Origin of the sequence: Burkholderia sp. F1, from assembly GCF_050813845.1 — a bacterium.
GTDB classification, from domain to species: Bacteria; Pseudomonadota; Gammaproteobacteria; order Burkholderiales; family Burkholderiaceae; genus Burkholderia; species Burkholderia ubonensis.
The window spans coordinates 3,366,354-3,383,854 of record NZ_CP172422.1; the positions used below are offsets into that span (position 1 = coordinate 3,366,354).

17 protein-coding genes are annotated in these 17,501 nt (G+C 67.2%); 11 read left to right on the forward strand and 6 right to left on the reverse strand.

Annotation, left to right across the window (positions count from 1 at the left end; genetic code table 11):
• Window positions 1-49 precede the first annotated feature (49 nt).
• From ACFIMZ_RS33710 to trpS, 9 genes are all read left to right on the forward strand, one after another.
• Window positions 50-739 carry a response regulator gene (locus tag ACFIMZ_RS33710; protein WP_431823744.1) on the forward strand — a complete coding sequence of 230 codons (690 nt, stop codon included), beginning with the start codon at window positions 50-52 and terminating at the stop codon, window positions 737-739.
• Window positions 736-1,809: an ATP-binding protein gene (locus ACFIMZ_RS33715; RefSeq protein ID WP_431825434.1), complete on the forward strand. Its 1,074-nt coding sequence runs from the start codon at window positions 736-738 to the stop codon at window positions 1,807-1,809. Before ACFIMZ_RS33710 ends, ACFIMZ_RS33715 begins: the two co-directional genes overlap by 4 nt.
• Before the next feature lie 56 nt (window positions 1,810-1,865).
• A complete protein-coding gene (locus tag ACFIMZ_RS33720; protein ID WP_431823745.1) occupies window positions 1,866-3,128 on the forward strand; it encodes a lipoprotein-releasing ABC transporter permease subunit in 1,263 nt (420 codons plus the stop codon).
• Window positions 3,129-3,221: 93 nt separating this feature from the next.
• On the forward strand, window positions 3,222-3,548 hold the full coding sequence (locus tag ACFIMZ_RS33725) for a thioredoxin family protein (protein ID WP_431823746.1): 327 nt from the start codon (window positions 3,222-3,224) through the stop codon (window positions 3,546-3,548).
• Between the two features lie 21 nt (window positions 3,549-3,569).
• Window positions 3,570-3,989: a secondary thiamine-phosphate synthase enzyme YjbQ gene (locus tag ACFIMZ_RS33730; RefSeq protein WP_431823747.1), complete on the forward strand. Its 420-nt coding sequence runs from the start codon at window positions 3,570-3,572 to the stop codon at window positions 3,987-3,989.
• Window positions 3,990-4,253: 264 nt separating this feature from the next.
• Window positions 4,254-4,634 (forward strand): DUF2946 domain-containing protein, encoded by a 381-nt coding sequence (locus ACFIMZ_RS33735; RefSeq protein WP_431823748.1) that lies wholly within the window; start codon window positions 4,254-4,256, stop codon window positions 4,632-4,634.
• 105 nt (window positions 4,635-4,739) lie between these two features.
• Window positions 4,740-5,672 carry a hypothetical protein gene (locus tag ACFIMZ_RS33740; RefSeq protein ID WP_431823749.1) on the forward strand — a complete coding sequence of 311 codons (933 nt, stop codon included), beginning with the start codon at window positions 4,740-4,742 and terminating at the stop codon, window positions 5,670-5,672.
• Window positions 5,672-6,049 (forward strand): copper resistance CopC family protein, encoded by a 378-nt coding sequence (locus ACFIMZ_RS33745; RefSeq protein WP_431823750.1) that lies wholly within the window; start codon window positions 5,672-5,674, stop codon window positions 6,047-6,049. The genes ACFIMZ_RS33740 and ACFIMZ_RS33745 overlap by 1 nt, the downstream gene beginning before the upstream one ends.
• A 322-nt stretch (window positions 6,050-6,371) precedes the next feature.
• Entirely contained in the window at window positions 6,372-7,388 is a 1,017-nt protein-coding gene (gene trpS, locus ACFIMZ_RS33750; protein WP_431825435.1) for a tryptophan--tRNA ligase, read from the forward strand.
• 44 nt (window positions 7,389-7,432) lie between these two features.
• Here trpS and ACFIMZ_RS33755 read toward each other — a convergent pair whose 3' ends face one another.
• The 6 genes from ACFIMZ_RS33755 to ACFIMZ_RS33780 all read right to left on the reverse strand — a co-directional run bounded on the left by ACFIMZ_RS33755 (window position 7,433) and on the right by ACFIMZ_RS33780 (window position 14,896).
• Window positions 7,433-8,551: an alpha/beta hydrolase gene (locus ACFIMZ_RS33755; RefSeq protein WP_431823751.1), complete on the reverse strand. Its 1,119-nt coding sequence runs from the start codon at window positions 8,549-8,551 to the stop codon at window positions 7,433-7,435.
• Window positions 8,552-8,603: 52 nt separating this feature from the next.
• Complete coding sequence (locus ACFIMZ_RS33760; protein WP_431823752.1) at window positions 8,604-9,635, reverse strand: AraC family transcriptional regulator; 1,032 nt, start codon at window positions 9,633-9,635, stop codon at window positions 8,604-8,606.
• A gap of 90 nt (window positions 9,636-9,725) precedes the next feature.
• Entirely contained in the window at window positions 9,726-10,922 is a 1,197-nt protein-coding gene (locus ACFIMZ_RS33765) for a porin (RefSeq protein WP_431823753.1), read from the reverse strand.
• A gap of 131 nt (window positions 10,923-11,053) precedes the next feature.
• On the reverse strand, window positions 11,054-12,250 hold the full coding sequence (locus ACFIMZ_RS33770) for an MFS transporter (RefSeq protein WP_431823754.1): 1,197 nt from the start codon (window positions 12,248-12,250) through the stop codon (window positions 11,054-11,056).
• A gap of 56 nt (window positions 12,251-12,306) precedes the next feature.
• Entirely contained in the window at window positions 12,307-13,593 is a 1,287-nt protein-coding gene (locus ACFIMZ_RS33775; protein ID WP_431823755.1) for a D-arabinono-1,4-lactone oxidase, read from the reverse strand.
• 76 nt (window positions 13,594-13,669) lie between these two features.
• A complete protein-coding gene (locus ACFIMZ_RS33780; protein WP_431823756.1) occupies window positions 13,670-14,896 on the reverse strand; it encodes an amino acid deaminase/aldolase in 1,227 nt (408 codons plus the stop codon).
• A 428-nt stretch (window positions 14,897-15,324) separates the two neighbouring features.
• Here ACFIMZ_RS33780 and plcR point away from each other — a divergent pair, with 428 nt between their 5' ends.
• Window positions 15,325-16,038 (forward strand): phospholipase C accessory protein PlcR, encoded by a 714-nt coding sequence (plcR, locus tag ACFIMZ_RS33785; RefSeq protein ID WP_431825436.1) that lies wholly within the window; start codon window positions 15,325-15,327, stop codon window positions 16,036-16,038.
• Window positions 16,039-16,104: 66 nt separating this feature from the next.
• Window positions 16,105-17,481, forward strand: coding sequence for a pectin acetylesterase-family hydrolase (locus ACFIMZ_RS33790; RefSeq protein ID WP_431823757.1), 1,377 nt, complete (start codon window positions 16,105-16,107; stop codon window positions 17,479-17,481).
• Window positions 17,482-17,501: the final 20 nt, after the last annotated feature.

Below are 17,501 nucleotides of genomic sequence, written 5' to 3' on the forward strand. Positions count from 1 at the left end.
ACGCCAACATTGCATCACACTCCTGTTACGCGAAACGCCAGCTGAACCGATGAATGCGCTGATACTGATTGCTGAAGACGAGCCGGAAATTGCGGAAATCCTCGACGCATACCTGACTCGCGAGGGATTTCGCACCTACCGGGTCGGCAACGGGCAAGCCGCACTCGACGTGCAGCCTCTGCTGAAGCCCGACCTGATCCTGCTCGACATCAAGATGCCGGAGAAGGACGGCTGGGAGGTGCTCATCGAGCTGCGCCGCCGCGGCAATACGCCGGTCGTCATCATTACGGCGCTCGATCAGGACATCGACCGGCTGCAGGGCTTGCGCATCGGCGCGGACGACTACATCGCGAAGCCGTTCAATCCCGTCGAGGTGGTCGCCCGCATCCGGGCGGTGTTGCGGCGCTCCGGCACGTCCCTGTCAGGGGGCGTGATGCGGGTCGGCAACCTCGAGATCGACACCGAAAGCTATCTGGCCAGGGTCCGGTCGGAGTCCGGCGAAACCCAGGTTTCGCTGACGCTGACCGAGTTCCGGCTGCTCGCCCACATGGCGAGATCGCCCAACCGCGTCTTCACGCGCAGCGAACTGGTCGATGCGTGCCTCGCCGGCAGCGGCGCGCTGGAGCGCACCGTCGACAGCCACATCAGCCGGCTGCGCAAGAAACTCGAATGCGCCGGCGCGCCCGGCATGCCAGAGGTGATGCGCGGCGTCGGCTACCGGCTGCAGAGAATCCAGTGAACACGCGCAGCAAGCTGAGCCGGCAGATCGTGCTGTCGATGGGACTGGTCTCGGTCACCACGACGCTGATCATCTTTGTCGGCCTGTTCGTCATCTACGGGTTGCTGTTCACCTTTTCGCCGCCCGCGCAGGAGCGCGTCATCGATGTGCTCATCCCGCATGCGGCCGATTACCTGATCTTCGCGATCCTGCTGCTGACGGGACTGATCGCCGCGGTCGTGATGGCGACCCGGTTGGCCCGGCGCATTCTCAAGCCGCTCAACTCGCTCGCGGAAAGCGCGCGCAGCATCGCCGCCGGCGACCTGGCCGCCCGCGCGCATCCCGGCGACCGCTCGCTCGGCGAGACGGCGCTGCTGGTCGACGACTTCAACGCGATGGCGATCCGGCTGCAGGGCATGACCTCCGAGATGACGGCGTGGAACGCGGCAATCGTCCATGAACTGCGCACCCCGCTCACGATCCTCAGGGGCCGGCTGCAGGGCCTGCGGGACAAGGTGTTCGAGCCCGACGAATCGCTGTTCCGCGGCCTGCTGAATCAGGTCGAAGGCTTGTCCCGGCTCGTCGACGACCTGCACATCGTCACGCTGCAGGACATCGGGCGCCTGGACATGAACATCCAGCCGACCGACATCGAGCTCGAAGTCCGGAGCGCCGTCGATTCCGTCAGCGACGCGCTGCATGACGCCGGTTTTGCCGTCGAAATGGCGACCACCGCGATCGTCGTGCAATGCGACGGCGCGCGCATCAGGCAAGCGCTGCTTGCGCTGCTCGACAACGCGCGCCGCTACGCGGTGCCCGGCAAGCTTCGCATCGAGATGGCGGTCCACGGTTCGAGCGTCGTCCTTAGCGTGGAAGACGAAGGCCCCGGCCTCAGCCCCGAATTCGCGCGACATGCGTTCGAGCCCTTTACGCGCGCCGATGTGTCGCGTTCCCGCAAATTCGGCGGCTCCGGTCTCGGCCTGTCCGTCGTCCGCGCGATTGCCCAGGCGCACCAAGGCCATGCGCGGTATGTCACGTCGCGCGCCGGCGGGTCCATCTTCGAGCTGGACATTCCGCGTCGCAAATCGTGACCTCGATGTTCGTATAAAGTGCTCCCCTCGACGAACCGCTCTTCAGAGGAAAGCGCTTGAAACTCCCGTATGAATGGCAGATCGGGTTGCGGTACACCCGCGCCGGCAAGCGCGCGATCGGCGCGACAGGCAACGGCTTCATTTCGTTCATCGCCGTCGCGTCGATGTCGGGCATCGCACTCGGCGTGGCCGCGCTGATCATCGTGCTGTCCGTGATGAACGGGTTCAGGAGCGAGGTGCGGGACCGGATGCTCGCCGTGCTCGCGCACATCGAGATCTTCTCGCCGACCGGCACGATGCCGGACTGGAAGCGCACCGCCGGCGAGTCGCTGCGCAATTCGTCGGTCAAAAGCGCGGCGCCGTATGTCGAGGCCCAGGCGCTGCTCACGCACGGCGGCAAGGTCACCGGCGTCGCGTTGCGCGGCATCGACCCGCGGCTCGAGCCGCGGGTGTCCGACATCGCGAAAGACATGAAGAGCGGACGCCTCGACGCGCTCGCGCCGGGCGAGCTCGGGATCGTGCTCGGCACCGCGCTCGCGTCCACCCTGCAGGTGCAGGCCGGCGACCGGCTGACGTTCTTCGCGCCCGGCGGCGCCGCGCGGACGCGCAATCTCCTTCCGCAATTCAGGCAATTCAAGGTGGTCGGCACGTTCGAGTCCGGCCATTACCAGTACGACAGCGCGCTCGCGTTCATCCACATCGTCGATGCGCAGACGCTGTTCCATGTCGCCGCGCCGACCGGCGTGCGGCTGCGCATCGACGACATGGAGCGCGCGCCGGAGATCGCGCTACAGCTTGCGCGATCGCTGTCCGGCGATCTCTACATTCGCGACTGGACCCGGCAGAACCGGACGTGGTTCGTCGCCGAGCAATTGCAGAAGCGCATGCTGTTCGTGATCCTGCTGCTGATCGTCGCGGTCGCGGCGTTCAATCTCGTCTCGTCGCTCGTGATGACGGTCACGCAGAAACAGGCCGACATCGCGATCCTGCGCACGCTCGGCGCCCAGCCCGGCTCGATCATGAAGATCTTCGCGATCCAGGGGATGACGATCGGCCTGGTCGGGACGATGGCGGGCGTGGTGATCGGTTGTGCAATCGCAGCGAGCATTCCCTGGTTGCTGCCCGCGATCGAGCACATGCTCGGCATCCACTTTCTGACGCCGTCCGTCTATTTCCTCGACAAGCTGCCGTCGAAGCTCGTCGTGACCGACGTGATCGAAGTCGGCGCCATTGCGTTCCTGTTGTCGGCGCTCGCGACGCTCTATCCGAGCTGGCGCAGCGCGCGGGTCCGGCCTGCCGAGGCGTTGCGCTACGAGTGAGCGCGGCCTCTACGCCGCCCGCGCCCTTTTCCGCTACAGTAAGCGCACGGGCCGCGAATGCGGCCGCACTTTCTTCAAGCACATGGAGTCGCGATGCATTCTCCACAAGCCTATAGCGCCGACGCGCCGACTCGCGAGGAAGTCGACGCGCTCGCCGGCGCGACCGTCATCGAGTTCGGCGCCAACTGGTGCGGGATCTGCCAGGGCGCGCAGCCTGCGATTCGCGACTCGTTTTCGGCGCACCCCGCGATCCGGCACCTGAAAATCGAAGACGGTCCCGGCCGTCCGCTCGGGCGCTCCTTCGGCATCAAGCTCTGGCCGACGCTGGTTTTCCTGCGCAACGGCGTCGAGGTCGCGCGCGTCGTTCGCCCCGTCGACGCGCGGCAGATCGAAGCCGACGGCTTTGCCGCGCTGGCCTGAGCACATCGGCATGCCACGATCATGAAACAGGCGATTCAACACATTATCGTCGACGCGCGCGGACGCGGTCTCATCGAGTTCACGTCGCAGGTGCGCGCGTTCGTCGACCAGCAGTCGATCCGCACCGGCGTGCTCACCGTGTTCTGCCGGCACACGTCCGCGTCGCTGCTGATCCAGGAGAACGCGGATCCGTCGGTGCAGCGCGATCTGGAACGCTACTTCGCGGCGCTCGCGCCCGAGGACAGTTCGCGCTACGAGCACGACACGGAAGGCCCCGACGACATGCCCGCGCATTTGCGCACGGCACTCACGCAGGTGCAGTTGTCGATTCCCGTCGAGCATGGGCGGATGGTGCTCGGGACATGGCAAGGGATTTACCTGTTCGAGCATCGGCGTGCCGCGCATCAGCGGGATATCGTGCTGCATTTGATCGGGGAGTGAAGGCGCATCGCTTGCGGTAGCCGAAGCGAAATGCCGTGAACGCGGGTACCGCAGGATCAGGACCATGTTGATGGTGCGATGTCTGCTTGCGCCCCGAAGCGGCCGGTCTCGCCTGGCGAAAACGGACACTCGACAATCGTTCGGACAGGCGTGAAATTCCTCCCGGTGCGTATGCACGAGGAGGGAGATTACCCATCGGGACCGTCCGGTGCGCATGCCATAATCTCGGCAACGCGCCGGCTGGCGTGTGATTCCGCCAAGGTCATGTCAGCTCTGCTTCGCAGGAAGATAGGCAGCATCCTGGGATTGCTTGCAATCCTGATGGCGACGCTCGCGCCGACAGTGTCGCAAAGCCTTTCGTCCGAGCGGGAGTTCGAGGCTGTATCCGGCGCATTCTGCACCGCGCAGACCGATTCGGACATGGCGGGCGCCGATCATGCGTCGTTGCCCGGGAAGGCCGCCCACCGGGAAGCGTGCGCGTATTGCGGGCTGCTTGCCGACATGCCTGCGCTACTGGGCGGGACCTCGGGATTTGTGCCGACGGACTGGGCCCCGCATCCCACGTCGACGCTCCTGTTTCAGGCACCCCACAGCGTTTTTCAATTCACTGCCGCACAGCCGCGCGCCCCTCCGTTTTCATCCTGAATGAGTCAGCCAGCGGCGATGCAGGCGTCATTGCATCGCCGTATCCTCGCTCGTCTTTTGACAGACCCGCGAGCATATCAACGCGACCTTCAAAAGGGGGGAATCATGTCCACCCAACCTGCACGCAACACTATGCCGACGCTTGCAGCAAGCGTCATTACAGCCGCATTGGCCGTTCCGCTTCTTTTCCCGTCACTTGCAATGGCACACGCGATCGCCGGTAACCGCGTGTTTCCGGCGACCATGGCGGTCGACGATCCCGGCGTCGGCGACGAACTGAACCTCGAATTCGGCCACCTCCAGTCCAGCACGGATGACGGCGACAAGCAGAACACCAATACGACGACGCTCGAATGGGACAAGCGGATCACGCCCGGTTTCCAGCTTTCCGTGACGGGCACCTACGTCAACCTGAATGCGCCGAACGGCGGCTCGGCGCGTGGTTTCGACAACTGGCAGGTCGGCGCCAAGTACCGCTTCTACGTCAATGAGAAGCACGAGTTCATGGCATCGGTCGGCGCGATCGCAGAGCTGGGCGGGACCGGGGCACGGTCGATCGCCAATCCGCACTCGGCGATCACGCCGACGCTCTACCTGGGCAAGGGCTTCGGCGACCTGCCCGACAGCCTGAAATACCTGAAGCCGCTGGCGATCACGGGCACCATCGGCCCGCGCCTGACATTGAACAGTGCCGATCCGAATTCGTTGAGCTGGGGCGTCACCATGCAATACAGCCTGCCTTATCTGCAGAACTTCGTACAGGACATGGGGCTCAAGGCGCCGTTCAACAACCTGATCCCGCTCGTCGAGTTCCCGATGAGCACCTGCACCGCCAACCCGTGTTCGGGCCATACGACCGGGACGATCAACCCCGGCGTGATGTGGCTGAATCGCTGGGGTCAGTTCGGCGTCGAAGCGCAGATTCCGGTCAATCACGCGAGTGGAACAGGTGTGGGCATCCTGCTGCAGGCGCATCTCTATCTCGATGACGTCCTGCCCAACTCCATCGGCAAGCCGCTTTTCGGCAAGGGTGAATAATGATGCGTACATTCAACCGGCTTCATCACTGCGCACGCGCAGCCGCCATTACAGCTGGCATCCTGATCGCATCGGCGACATTCGCCCATGTGTTCCCGCAGAAGCAATCGCCGTCTGCTGGCGCGGAAGTGGCAGCGCCGGCAGGCGTGACGATCATCTTCGATGGGCCGCTCGAACCCGCGTTCAGTTCGCTGAACGTCAGCAATTCGGCGGGCAAGCAGGTGAACACCGCAAAGGCGGAGGTCGACCCGAATGATACGAAGTCGATCCATGTGGCATTACCGCCGTCGCCGCCCGGCACGTATACGGTGCACTGGGTGGCAGTCGCGCCGGACGGACATCGCACGCACGGCGACTATTCGTTCAAGATCAAGTAGCGGATCTGGCGACGGCCGGCCAATTTCGGGCGCTTCAGGCGCCCGACCGTTCATGGCCGAACCCAGCCGGCCGCCATCTCAACGCCCCGTGACGGCCTCAAGATGCCCCGCTCCCCCTCACCCGCCACTCCCCCATCGCCGCGCTATACTCGCCTCCATGGATACGAAACCGACCACGCCGAACCTGCATCGTTGGTGGCACGCCTGAACCCGGCGGCCCGTTTCCCCACGCATATCGCAAACGTGATGCCGCCAGTCTTGGCGGCATTTTCGTTTCAGCGCGCTGATGGCTGGTGGCATCAAAACCATGAGGCTCCAGTCCATGACACACGCAAACCACCCCACTATCCTGACCGGCGACCGGACCACCGGCCCGCTTCACCTCGGCCACTACATCGGCTCCCTGCGCACCCGCGTCCAGCTTCAGCATGAAGCACGGCAGTTCCTGCTCCTCGCGGACACCCAGGCGTTGACCGACAACGTCGGCCGGCATCAGAAAGTGACCGGGAACGTCGTCGAAGTCGCGCTCGACTATCTTGCGGTGGGCATCGACCCGACGAAGTCGACCATCGTCATCCAGTCGCAGGTGCCGGAACTGGCGGAGCTGTCGCAGTACCTGCTCAACCTCGTGACGGTCGCTCGCCTCGAGCGCAACCCCACGATCAAGGAGGAAATCCGCCTGCGCGGGTTCGAGCGCGACATCCCGGCGGGCTTCCTGACCTATCCGGTCAGTCAGGCGGCCGATATCACGGCGTTCAAGGCAACGCACGTGCCGGTGGGCGACGACCAGCTGCCGATGATCGAGCAAACCAACGAGCTGGTGCGCCGCTTCAACAACACCGTCGACCAGCCGGTGCTGGTCGAATGCGAGGCGTTGCTGTCACCGGTCGCGCGCTTGCCCGGCATCGACGGCAAGGCCAAGATGAGCAAGTCCCTCGGGAACGCGATCGCGTTGGGCGCCACGCCGGACGAAATCACGAAGGCGGTCAACGGCATGTACACGGACCCGAACCACTTGCGCGTCAGCGACCCGGGCCAGGTGGAAGGCAACGTCGTGTTCGCGTTTCTCGACGCGTTCGAGCCGGACACGCAGAAAGTGGACGAGCTCAAATCCCGCTATCGCCGAGGCGGCCTGGGCGACAGCGCGGTCAAGCGCGTGCTGAACGAGCGGCTCCAGTCGCTGATCGAACCGATTCGCACACGCCGTCGCGAATTGGAGAAAGACCGGGCCGAGGTGCTGGCGATCCTGCGTCACGGCACGATGCGTGCGCGGGAAGTGGCCGGCGCGACGCTGTCCGAGGTCAAGGGCGCGCTGGGCTTGACCTACTTCCAGAGCTGATCCGATCGAGGGGAATGCGCGCGGCGCCGCCAGCATCGCCATGCTCAATTCCCCTGCATACGCGCCGGCAAGACCCATCGCGCGGCGGTCAGTGCGAAGCGATTCAATGCGTCGCGCCCGTGCAGCGCTACCCGCAACCACGCGATCATCGCCGGGACCACACGGGTTGAAGCTTCCGCGGCGCAATGCCCCAAACCTTGAAGCAGCCACGCCTGGGCGGACGGGTAAGCATCGAAGCATTGCACGTCTTCACGCGGAATGTACGGGTCATGGCTCCCGTTCACGGCCAGCAAAGGCGCGCATTCCGCACGGTCGAGCAGACCTTGGTGCTTTAGCGAGAACATCCTCAGAAGCTGCACTGCGCCAGCAATATCCGGAAGCGCAGACAGGCGCGCCGCATTCGCGACGATTCCGGTCATGCCGTTCGGCAAGCGCGATACGACGCTCGCATCCCGTTCGACTGCGCCAATCGGCCCACCCCAGTTGACGGCGGCGTCCACCTCGCCAAGGAGCGCCAGCTTGGCCGCCCAATGCCCTCCGAAGCTCACGCCGAGCATCGCCTTCCTTCGTTGTCCTCCGAACCCGGAAAGTACCGAGCGATATACCTGATGACTGTCCGGTTGCAAGGGAACGTTCGTCTCGCCGGTGCCGGGCATGTCCATCGCGACCACGGTGAATCGGCCGAACACGGCGAGCGCCAGCGCCAGGCGATGCAGCTCCATTTTTCCGGTATCGACACCGCCCGTGACGCAGACGACCGGACCATCGTCACGCCGTTTCGGACGATAGACATGCACCGGAAATCGCACCTGGCCATGGTCTCCATGGCTGACTTCGACGCGCTCGAACCCGACGGGAAAGCCGGCCGACGCACGCGTGAAGCATTCCACCTGATCGCGAAGCGCCGCTTGCCTGAGCGGTGTACACACCACCGGAAATCGCGCGGCGCCGTACAACATCGACGCCAGCAACCAACGCTTGCCGGCACGCGCCACCGCCGCTTCGCGAGACCATTCATAGGCCCAGCCGCCCGGGCCTTCCTGCCAGTTGTCGGTTACGCGCCGCTCGACGCGCCGGATCACGGAAGACGGAATACCCCACCCGGCGAACTGCAACCGCCGTTCATCGAACAAATCGCGGGGATCAAGCGGGAACACGAACATGGCGTGGCTCAAGGGTCCGGAGCAGCGATTGTCGGCGATCTCGCCGGCGTCGTCACCCTTCGATCTTGATCCCGACCGCCCCCTCGCGCGGCCCATGCCCGGTCCACCGCTTGAACGCGCGCCGGAAGTTGTGCGAGTCGCTGTAACCGACTTCGTGCGCGACGTCCTCGATCGACAGCCGCGGATTGTTGAGCAGCTTGAACGCGCGCTTCTTGCGAATCGTGTCGATCACGATCTGGTAGGAGACGCCCTGATCGGCCAGACGCCGCCGTAACGTGCGCTCGCTCATGCACAGCTGCGCGGCGATCGCGGGAAGCGCGGGCGCGCACCGCAAGTCGCGGCGCACGATCCGCTCGATCGATTCGAGGAAGTCGGTGCCTTCAGGCTCGGCCGGCAGCGCCGTCTGCAGGAATTCGAGCGCCTGGCGATGGGCCAGCGGATCGTGGGTTGCGATCGCCCGATCGCCCCAGGCGGCATCGAACGCGAACAGGTTGTGCTCCTGCTCGAACCGGACCGGGCACTGGAACACGCGCATATAGTGCATTGCGTAGTCGGGCCGCGGGTAGCTGAGATCGACGGCCTTGGGCTGGAACGCGCTGCCGGCAAGCGAGCGCCCGATCTTCAGGAAACTGCCGAACGCTTCCTCGACGAGGAACGCCTCGATGTCGGATTCGAGGAAGACATTGGTTGCGCAGATCGACAACGTCCGGGCGTCCACCGCCATGTCGAAATGCATCAGCGGGCCGGTGTGTCGCTGCAGCCGCATGCCCACTGCGATCGCATCCTTGACGGTAGGGCTCGTCAGCATCGCGTAGCCGACCAGCCCGATCGACGCGATCGTCTCGCTCATGCCGAGTTCGAGGCCGAGCGCGCGCGCCGGCGCCATCTCGAGCGCGCGCCGGATCATCGCGCCCGCCTGGCGCAACGAGATCCGGCATGACGGGTTCGAGAGGTCCGCGACATCGAAGCCGAGCCCGAGGCACAGCCGTGTGGGATCGATGCCCAGTTCCCTGCTCGTCTCCGCCAGGCACCGCAGCAAATGAACCGGCAGGTTCGCCGTCGTATAGCGGGCTGTCTCGTCCATGGATGCTCCATGTCTTTTTTCCACGGATTGTACATGTCCCGCCCGGCCGGGGCGCCTCCGCCGCCCTCGGCCACCACCCGTCGGTTCCGTTCAGAAGTAATGGCGCAGGCCGACCGTCGCGCCGAGCTGCGTGGTGCTGGTGCTCGGCGCCTGCCCGTTGACACCCACGAGCTGCGCGCCGATCAGGCCGCCGCGGTAGATCGCGTAATCGACTTCCGCGTAGAGCATGTCGCGCTTCGACAGGCTGTAGCCGGCGATCACCTGGAACTGCCGCGCGCGGCCGTCGAAGTCCGCCGTGTAGCCGGATTGCGTGGTCCACCACGCGTTGACGGCCGCCGTCAGCGCCGGCGTGATCCGGTAGGAGAACCCGGCGAGCACCATCTTGCGCCGGCGGAATCCGCCGGGCACGTTCGGATCGGCCACCTGCGCAGGCGAGATGATGCCGAGCCCCGCGAGATCGGTCGGGCTGAACGGGCCGTTCGCGAACGACGTGAAGTCGTTGTCGCGCGCATTCTCGATGTAGCCGGCGTTGAGCGTCGCGTCGCCGATCGTCAGCGACCCGCCGCCCGAGTAGATGTCGAATTTCCCGTGGGTAACGTCGTCCCAGCTGCGCATGAACGACGCGCCGAGCGTAAACGGCCCCTTGTCCGGCGCATACGCGACCGCCGCGCCGAGCTGGCTGCCGAGCACGCCGCTGCCCGCGCGCCCGCCCGGCGCGTATTGCGCGAGCACGTAGAAGCCGCCGAGCTGCGCACCGTACTGGATCATGTTGCTGGTGCGGGCAGCCGCCAGCATCGTCTGTTCCGGCTTGAACAGGTTGAAGTACGGGTCCTGCTGGCCCGCCCACAGGTTCGATCCGTAGGACAGCGATACGCTCTCGAACGCAACGTCGTACTGGCGGCCGAGCGTCAGCTGGCCGAGCGTCGACGACGTCAGCCCCACATACGCAACCTGGAAGAAATTGACCGAGCCCGCCGGCACGATGCTGCCGCTGTTCGGCCCGAAGTGGCTTTCCACGTTGAACTGCGCCGACAGACCGGCGCCGAGGTCTTCATTGCCCTTGATCCCCCAGTAGCTTTCGGTCAGGCCGCCGCCGTCCGCCATCGAGACCTTGCGGCCCGTCGACGCCGGCGCGCCGTCGGGCCCGTAGGACACGCCGTGCGTCTCGTAGCGGATGCCCGCGTCGAGCGCGCCGTAGAGCGTGATGCTGCTTTGCGCGTGCGCTGCGGCGCACGCCAGGACCATCATCGCGCTGCACGCTGCGCGAAGGCTTTCGTGACGATTCATGCTGCGCTCCGAACGGAAGACGAGGCCGGCGACATCGGGCCGTCGCGGACGAATGTAGGAAGCCAAATTTGCGCGGAACAAGGCCGCGGCGGCCATTTTCGTGGTGCGTCGCGGCCAGCGTGACGCGCGGTTCAGCGTGACGGATGACCGACGCCGCCATGCGCGCCCGCAGGCGACGCGCGGCGCAGCGCGAGCCGGACGAACGGCGCGGCGGCCAGCACGGCCGCGCCCAGCACGTGCGCGACGCGCGCGCCGCCGTAGCGGTCGAGCAGCGCGCCGGACAGCGCGGTGCCGATGCCCGCCGCGAAGAACGTGACCACCAGGGTGCGCGCGACGAGCGAGCCGTCCGGATCGACGTCGGACAGCATGCCGGTCAGGAACGGCACGATGACGAAGAACGCGCTGTTCAGCAGCAGCTGGCTCAGGAAGTACGCGCCGCCGCCCGTCGAGCCGAAGAACCATTCGATCGACGCGATCACCGCAAGCTGCGCGGCCCAGATGATCGCGACGCGATGCCGGCGGCTGGCCGGATGCGCGGGGATCGCCGCGCCGACGAAGCCGAGCAGCGACGACACCGACAGCAGCACGCCGATCGTCGGCGGCGACAGCCCGGCGCGCGCGCCGACGAACCCGGCGATCGCCCACTGCGACGCCTGCACGCCATAGACCAGCGCCGTCACGACCCAGATCGCGACGATCGGGCGCCAGGGCAGGCTGCCGTCGCGCGCCTGCGCCTGGGCCGGCGGCGCCGCAAACGCATCGATCCCGCGGATCGCGGGCGCGAGCACGGCCAGCACGCCCGCCAGCAGCGCGAAGATCCAGCGCCCGAGCCACGCGGCCGGCAGCGCCGACACGAGCACGAGGATGCCGCCGTTGATGCCGCCCGCGAGCAGGTTGATTTGCCCCCAGAGGCGCTCCGTCGACGCGCGCTGCGATACGCCGGACGCGACGACGACGAACAGCATGCCTTCGAACAGGCCCGTCAGCCCGCGCGCCGCGCCGGCCGACACGATGCCGGGCGCGACGACACTGAGCGCCTGGCCTGCGATCGCACCGAGCGCGCCCGCCAGCGTGAACGGGCGGGCCGCACGCGCGATCCAGCGCGGCAGCAGCGCGCAGCTGATCGCGATGCCGAGGATCTCGACGCTGACGAGCGCGGTCGCGGCGCCGTCGTCGAGCCGGAACCGCGTCATCACGGCCGCGACGAGAAACGGCGACAGGATCAGGCCGTTGGTCGCCGCCGCGAACGCGAGCGCGAGGCGGACGACGGCGCCGCCCGACGGATCGGGCCGCGACGGGCCGGCGGAATCGAAAGCGGCTGAGGTCATCTGCCCTCCTGATAAAAAAGGTTGATCCATCGCGAGCGGCGCAAACGTGCCGCCCGCTATACGCCGAACAGCCCGCGCAAGTACGGTGTCAGGAATCGCCCGTGCGGATCCATGCGCTCGCGCAGCGCGAGGAAGTCGTCCCAGCGCGGATAGCGCGCCGCGAGATCGGCCGCGCCCAGCGAATGCACCTTGCCCCAGTGCGGCCGCCCGCCGTGGTTCAGGCAGATCGCCTGCACGCCCGCGAAGTACGCGTCGAACGGCATGCCGCGATACTGATGCACCGAGATGCGCACGCTGTCGCGTCCGTAGTCGGGGCTCAGCCAGATGTCGTCGCCGCGCACCCAGCGGTATTCGAGCGGAAACATCAGCGGGAAGGTCTTGCGCGCGATGAACGCGCGGATTTCCCGCAGTGCGTCGGCGCCGCGCTCGGCGGGCACCGCCCATTCCATTTCGTTGAAACGGACCCGGCGCACCGTCGACAGCATCGCGTGACTCGCGTTCACCTGCCGGCCGGCCGAGACCGTCGACGCGCACAGCCGGCTCAGCGTCGGACACAGCGCCGGCACGCGCCGGCCGAGCCCGCACAGCGCGCCGAATACCGTGTTCTCGAGGAACGCTTCGGCGGCGCGGCCGGCCCAGTGCGCGGCGTCGATCGCCTCGTTGGTCGCGTCCCACGCCTTCGTCAGCACGGCGTCGGTATGCGGAAACCAGTAGAACTCGAACGAGCGGTGCCGGTCGATCAGCGCATCCGCCTGCGCCAGGCAATCGTCGAGGCTCATCGCGCCGCGTTCGAGGCGCAGCCGGAACGACGGCACGAGGCGCAGGCCGATCTCGGTCAGCACGCCGAGCACGCCGAGACCGATCCGGCCGCCTGCGAACAGGTCCGGATGCGTGTCGGCCGACGCGCGGATTTCCGAGCCGTCCGCGCACATGAACGTGAGGCTCTCGATCTGCGTCGACAGGTTGCCGAGCGTGATGCCGGTGCCGTGCGTGCCGGTGCTGGTCGCGCCGGCGATCGACTGCACGTTGATGTCGCCGAGATTCTCCATCGCGAGGCCGTGTGCGGCGAGCGCGGGGCCGAGCGTCCACAGCCGCGTGCCCGCGTGAACCCGCGCAACGCGCCGCGCCTGGTCGACGTCGATCACGCCCTGCATCCGGTCGAGCGACAGGATCACGTCGTCGGTCTGCACGAGCGGCGCGAACGAATGGCCGGCGCCCGCCGCCCGCACGGTCGCGCCGGAAGCCGCCGCGTCGCGCAACACGGCAGCCAGCGCGTCGTGCGACGCGGGTGTCGAGACGGCTGCCTTAGGACTGCGTACGTATCCGGACCAGTTGCGCCACATGAAGGTTTCCTTGCTGATTGCGTGTTGACGACATGCCGCACGCGCGTCATGCTGCGCGGCGGCAACTTGGCGTGCGCTAGAAAAAGCTCTTGCCTTCTCCCCGGTAGGTGAGCGCCTCGCCGGCCACGCGGCCGTCGCGGATCAGCAGCAGCGTGTTGAAGCGCTCGCACAGTTCGCCAGCCTTCGCATGCCGGAACAGGATCGGCTCGCCGATCGCAGGGGCGACGCCGGCTGGAACGCGCACGGGGGTCTGCACCTCGCCCGCGCCTTCGTTGCCGATCAGCGTGCAGCCGGCCGGCAGCCACGGTTGCGGCAAGCGGCTGCGGCCGGCCGGGCCGGACGCGACGTAGCCGCCCCCCGAACACGTGACGATGCCGGGCTGCGGAATGCGGGCGACCGGCAGTGCGAAGCCGGCGGCGGGCTGCGCGCGGAACGCGGCGTAGTGATCGAACAGCGCGGGCGCGTAGAGACCGGAGCCGGCCGCCAGCTCGGTGACCGACGGATCGCCGCGCGTGCTTTCGAAGCTGCCGGTGCCGCCGCCGTTGACGAAGCGCAGCGCATGGCCGGCCGCCGCGAGCGCCTCGACGACCGCCTGGCGCCGCGCGTTGACCTCCCGCGTCGAGCGCCGCTTCAGGTAGCGCAGCAGCGCGTTGCGCGCGGCGCTGCCCGGCACCGCGTCCGACACGCCGGCAATCTGCCCCTCGTAGCCCATCAGGCCGGCCAGCCGCACGCCCTGCCGCCGGGCGATGTCGTGCGCGAGCGCAACGGCGCCGGCGACGTCGCGCACCGGTGACCGATACATGCCGAAGTACAGCCCCGGAAAGGTCGACGACATGTCGAGATCGATCGCAAGCGGAAACACGACGCCCGCGTCGCGCGCAAACCGGTCGATGCGGTCGACCTGCGCGGCATCGTCGACCATCAGTGTGATCGCACGATGCTGCCGCAGTTGTGCGGCAACCGCGTGCAGATCCGCGGGCTCGACCGTCGGATACGCGACGACGATGTCATCGAATCCGTCGTCCGCGAGCCATGCCGCTTCGGCGGCCGAGTAGCACAGCAAGCCGCGCATGAACGGGCCGGCGGCCAGCACCGTGCGAATCAGCTCGCGCGAACGCACCGACTTGGTCGCGAGGCGGATCGGCAGGCCGCCGGCCCGGCGCTTCAGGTCCGCGAGATTGGCCTCGACGTGGTCGAGGTCGACGAACGCCGCCGGCAGTGCGCGGCCCGCGAGCGCATCGCGGTAGTACGGGTAATCGTGCGCGGCGGGTAACGTCCGGCGCGGCGTGTCTGCACGGCTCATCGACCTGGCTCGGGTAAGGGGAAGGCACTCTGCGCATCGACCGTCGATGCGCCCGGGAATTCAGCATAGGGCCAACCGCGACGTGGCCCAAGCGCGCAGCGGGTCGTTCGATGGGTCCGATCCGGCCAATCGCGTCGCGCGCACGCCCGCATGACCGGCCGTCCGAACGCGGCTGGACCGCCGCTTGCTTGGCACGGCGACGCGCGCGAACCGCCGCGCCGCGTCGCGCGCCGCACGGGCGTGGCGCACGTTGTCGCGCCGCAGCGCGAGCGGCGCGCGGCCCGTTCGCGCGGATCGAATCGGCGCGCCTGGCCGGCGTCCGTCTAGTGGATGGGTTCTAGCGCCGCTTTTGACGGCAGGCGGGTTTCGACCTAGAACCCAGTCGCGATGCCCCGACGGAGAGCGGCATGAAACCTCAGCGAAACGGCGTGAACACGAACCGGACATTCTGGCGACGCGCCGGCGTGGTTGCAGCAATCGCCGCCACCGTTGCAATCTGGCGATACGAGTCGCCGACTCGGGCGGCGGCCGCGTCGCCCCCAACCTCGGGCACGGCCACGAACGCAGCGCAGCCCGCATCGACCGACACGCCCGCCCCGACCACGGTCGCGCCCGGACCAGCGGAACGCCGGCTCGATCTCGACGCGCTGCGCCGCAGCCTCGCGGGCCGTCCGGATGCGGACGCGGAGCTGCAGCGCATCGTCGCGTTCGCCCGCTTTCGCGACGAAATCGCGGCGTACGGCAACGGCCGCGACCACTTGCCGCCGGCCGAACTCGCCGCCCTGGCCCGCCGGATTCTCGACGAACTGCCCGAGCACGTCGCACGCAACGAGATCGTGCCGGTGCAGGCGGAGGCGCTCAGCGTCGCGCTGCTGACCGACGCGAATGCCGACCCGGCGACGCGCGGCGCGGCCATCCAGTCGATGCGCCAGCAGTGGGATGCGTATGCGCGACAGACCGTCGGTCCGTCGCCGGCGCAGGATCCGCGTTACCAGGACTACGCGCGACAGAGCCGCGACATCGTCCTGCAAGTGCAGGCGAGCGTGCCCGATCCCGTCCAGCAGCAGGCCGTCATCGCACAGCGCCTGCAGGCGCTGCGCATTCAGCTGTTTGACGGCGCTTCATCGTCCGGCGCGCACTGAACGCCGGACGCACGACGCCGCGCCGGGACGCGGCGACCACGTCGCATTCATCGAAATGGAGGGGGCATGTACACAGCGATTCATCTGCGCAGGCTCGTGCTCGCGGGCCTGCTGGGCTGCGCGACGCTCGACGGCCAGGCGGCCGACACGACGATGCCGGACCCGTCGATTCCCTATTATTCGTGGTACGAAGTGACGTTGCCGGAAAGCAGCGGCGCATCGTGCGGCAACGGCACGCCGCTGCGCTTCTACATCAACCGCGCGCAGTCGGACAACCTGCTGTACATGATGCAGCCGGGCGGCGCGTGCTGGAACTACGGCACCTGCACGCAGACGGCGACCGGCCCGGAGGCCGGCCTCGGCAGCTTCAATCCGGACGGCATCCCGCACAACTACATGAACGGCACCGCGAACCAGACGCTGGTGTCGTCGTTCCTGTCGCCGCTGATGACGCGGATGGACCTCGCGCATATTCTCGTCGGCGAGCCGAAGGTGGAGACGCAAGAGTGGACGCAGGTGTTCGTGCCGTACTGCACCGGCGACATCCACATGGGCAGCGCGGTGCGCAACTACACGTCGCCGACGGGCGACTGGCGGCTCCAGCATTTCAGCGGCTTGAAGAACGTCCAGGCCGTCGCGCAATGGCTCGTCGCCCACGGCTTCGGCAAGCCTGGCCGGCTGCTGGTGTACGGCACGAGCGCGGGCGGCTACGGCACGCTGGGCAACTACGCGGCGCTTCGCAGCACGCTGCAGCCGCAGCGGAACAGCTCGCTGCTCAACGACGCAGGCACGGTGTTCAATACGCCGTTCAATGCCGACCCGGCGGCCTATCCGTCGGTGGGCCTGTACAGCAGGGTGCGTGACGAATGGGGGATGACGGGCCCGGACGGGCTGATCACGGTGAACAGCCAGCTGACCCGCAACTTCGATCCCGGCAATCTCGGCAGCGCGTACGCGGCATTGTCGGCGACCTTCCCGCACGACCGCTTCGGCTATTCGACGTATCAGCGCGACAAGATCGAAGCGGCCTACCATTACCGCGCGTTCGTGCCGGCGGTGATCGCGGCGCCCGACGATGCGACCAAGGACGCGCTGTCGCTCACGATGTTCGACCAGGAGCTCGCGCGGCTGAAGGGCACGCTGGATCCGTTGCCGAACTTCGGCTACTTCATGCCGTGGGCGCGCAACGACTTCATCCAGAATCACCAGGTCACGGTGGTCAGCTTTACGGGATCGGTGATTCACGAGAACGGCATCGACGCGGACGTCGGGACCTTCGTCGCCGACCTGCTCAACCAGAAGGATCCGGCCGACGCCCCGGTGATGAAGGCATTCCGCACCCAGCAATGGTCGGATTTCACGCTCTCGACGTTTCTTTCGTGGATCGACAGCCTGTTCAACCTGACCGGCGAGGCCGGGTCGATTTCGGGGCACCGGGCCTGACCGTGCGGAGCTGTCTGCAT

Coding starts and splice junctions, on each gene's coding strand:
- ACFIMZ_RS33710 (WP_431823744.1), top strand. CDS start 50: ATGAATGCGCTGATACTGATTGCTGAAGACGAGCCGGAAATTGCGGAA.
- ACFIMZ_RS33725 (WP_431823746.1), top strand. CDS start 3,222: ATGCATTCTCCACAAGCCTATAGCGCCGACGCGCCGACTCGCGAGGAA.
- ACFIMZ_RS33730 (WP_431823747.1), top strand. CDS start 3,570: ATGAAACAGGCGATTCAACACATTATCGTCGACGCGCGCGGACGCGGT.
- ACFIMZ_RS33735 (WP_431823748.1), top strand. CDS start 4,254: ATGTCAGCTCTGCTTCGCAGGAAGATAGGCAGCATCCTGGGATTGCTT.
- ACFIMZ_RS33740 (WP_431823749.1), top strand. CDS start 4,740: ATGTCCACCCAACCTGCACGCAACACTATGCCGACGCTTGCAGCAAGC.
- ACFIMZ_RS33745 (WP_431823750.1), top strand. CDS start 5,672: ATGATGCGTACATTCAACCGGCTTCATCACTGCGCACGCGCAGCCGCC.
- trpS (WP_431825435.1), top strand. CDS start 6,372: ATGACACACGCAAACCACCCCACTATCCTGACCGGCGACCGGACCACC.
- ACFIMZ_RS33755 (WP_431823751.1), bottom strand. CDS start 8,551: ATGTTCGTGTTCCCGCTTGATCCCCGCGATTTGTTCGATGAACGGCGG.
- ACFIMZ_RS33760 (WP_431823752.1), bottom strand. CDS start 9,635: ATGGACGAGACAGCCCGCTATACGACGGCGAACCTGCCGGTTCATTTG.
- ACFIMZ_RS33765 (WP_431823753.1), bottom strand. CDS start 10,922: ATGAATCGTCACGAAAGCCTTCGCGCAGCGTGCAGCGCGATGATGGTC.
- ACFIMZ_RS33770 (WP_431823754.1), bottom strand. CDS start 12,250: ATGACCTCAGCCGCTTTCGATTCCGCCGGCCCGTCGCGGCCCGATCCG.
- ACFIMZ_RS33775 (WP_431823755.1), bottom strand. CDS start 13,593: ATGTGGCGCAACTGGTCCGGATACGTACGCAGTCCTAAGGCAGCCGTC.
- ACFIMZ_RS33780 (WP_431823756.1), bottom strand. CDS start 14,896: ATGAGCCGTGCAGACACGCCGCGCCGGACGTTACCCGCCGCGCACGAT.
- ACFIMZ_RS33790 (WP_431823757.1), top strand. CDS start 16,105: ATGTACACAGCGATTCATCTGCGCAGGCTCGTGCTCGCGGGCCTGCTG.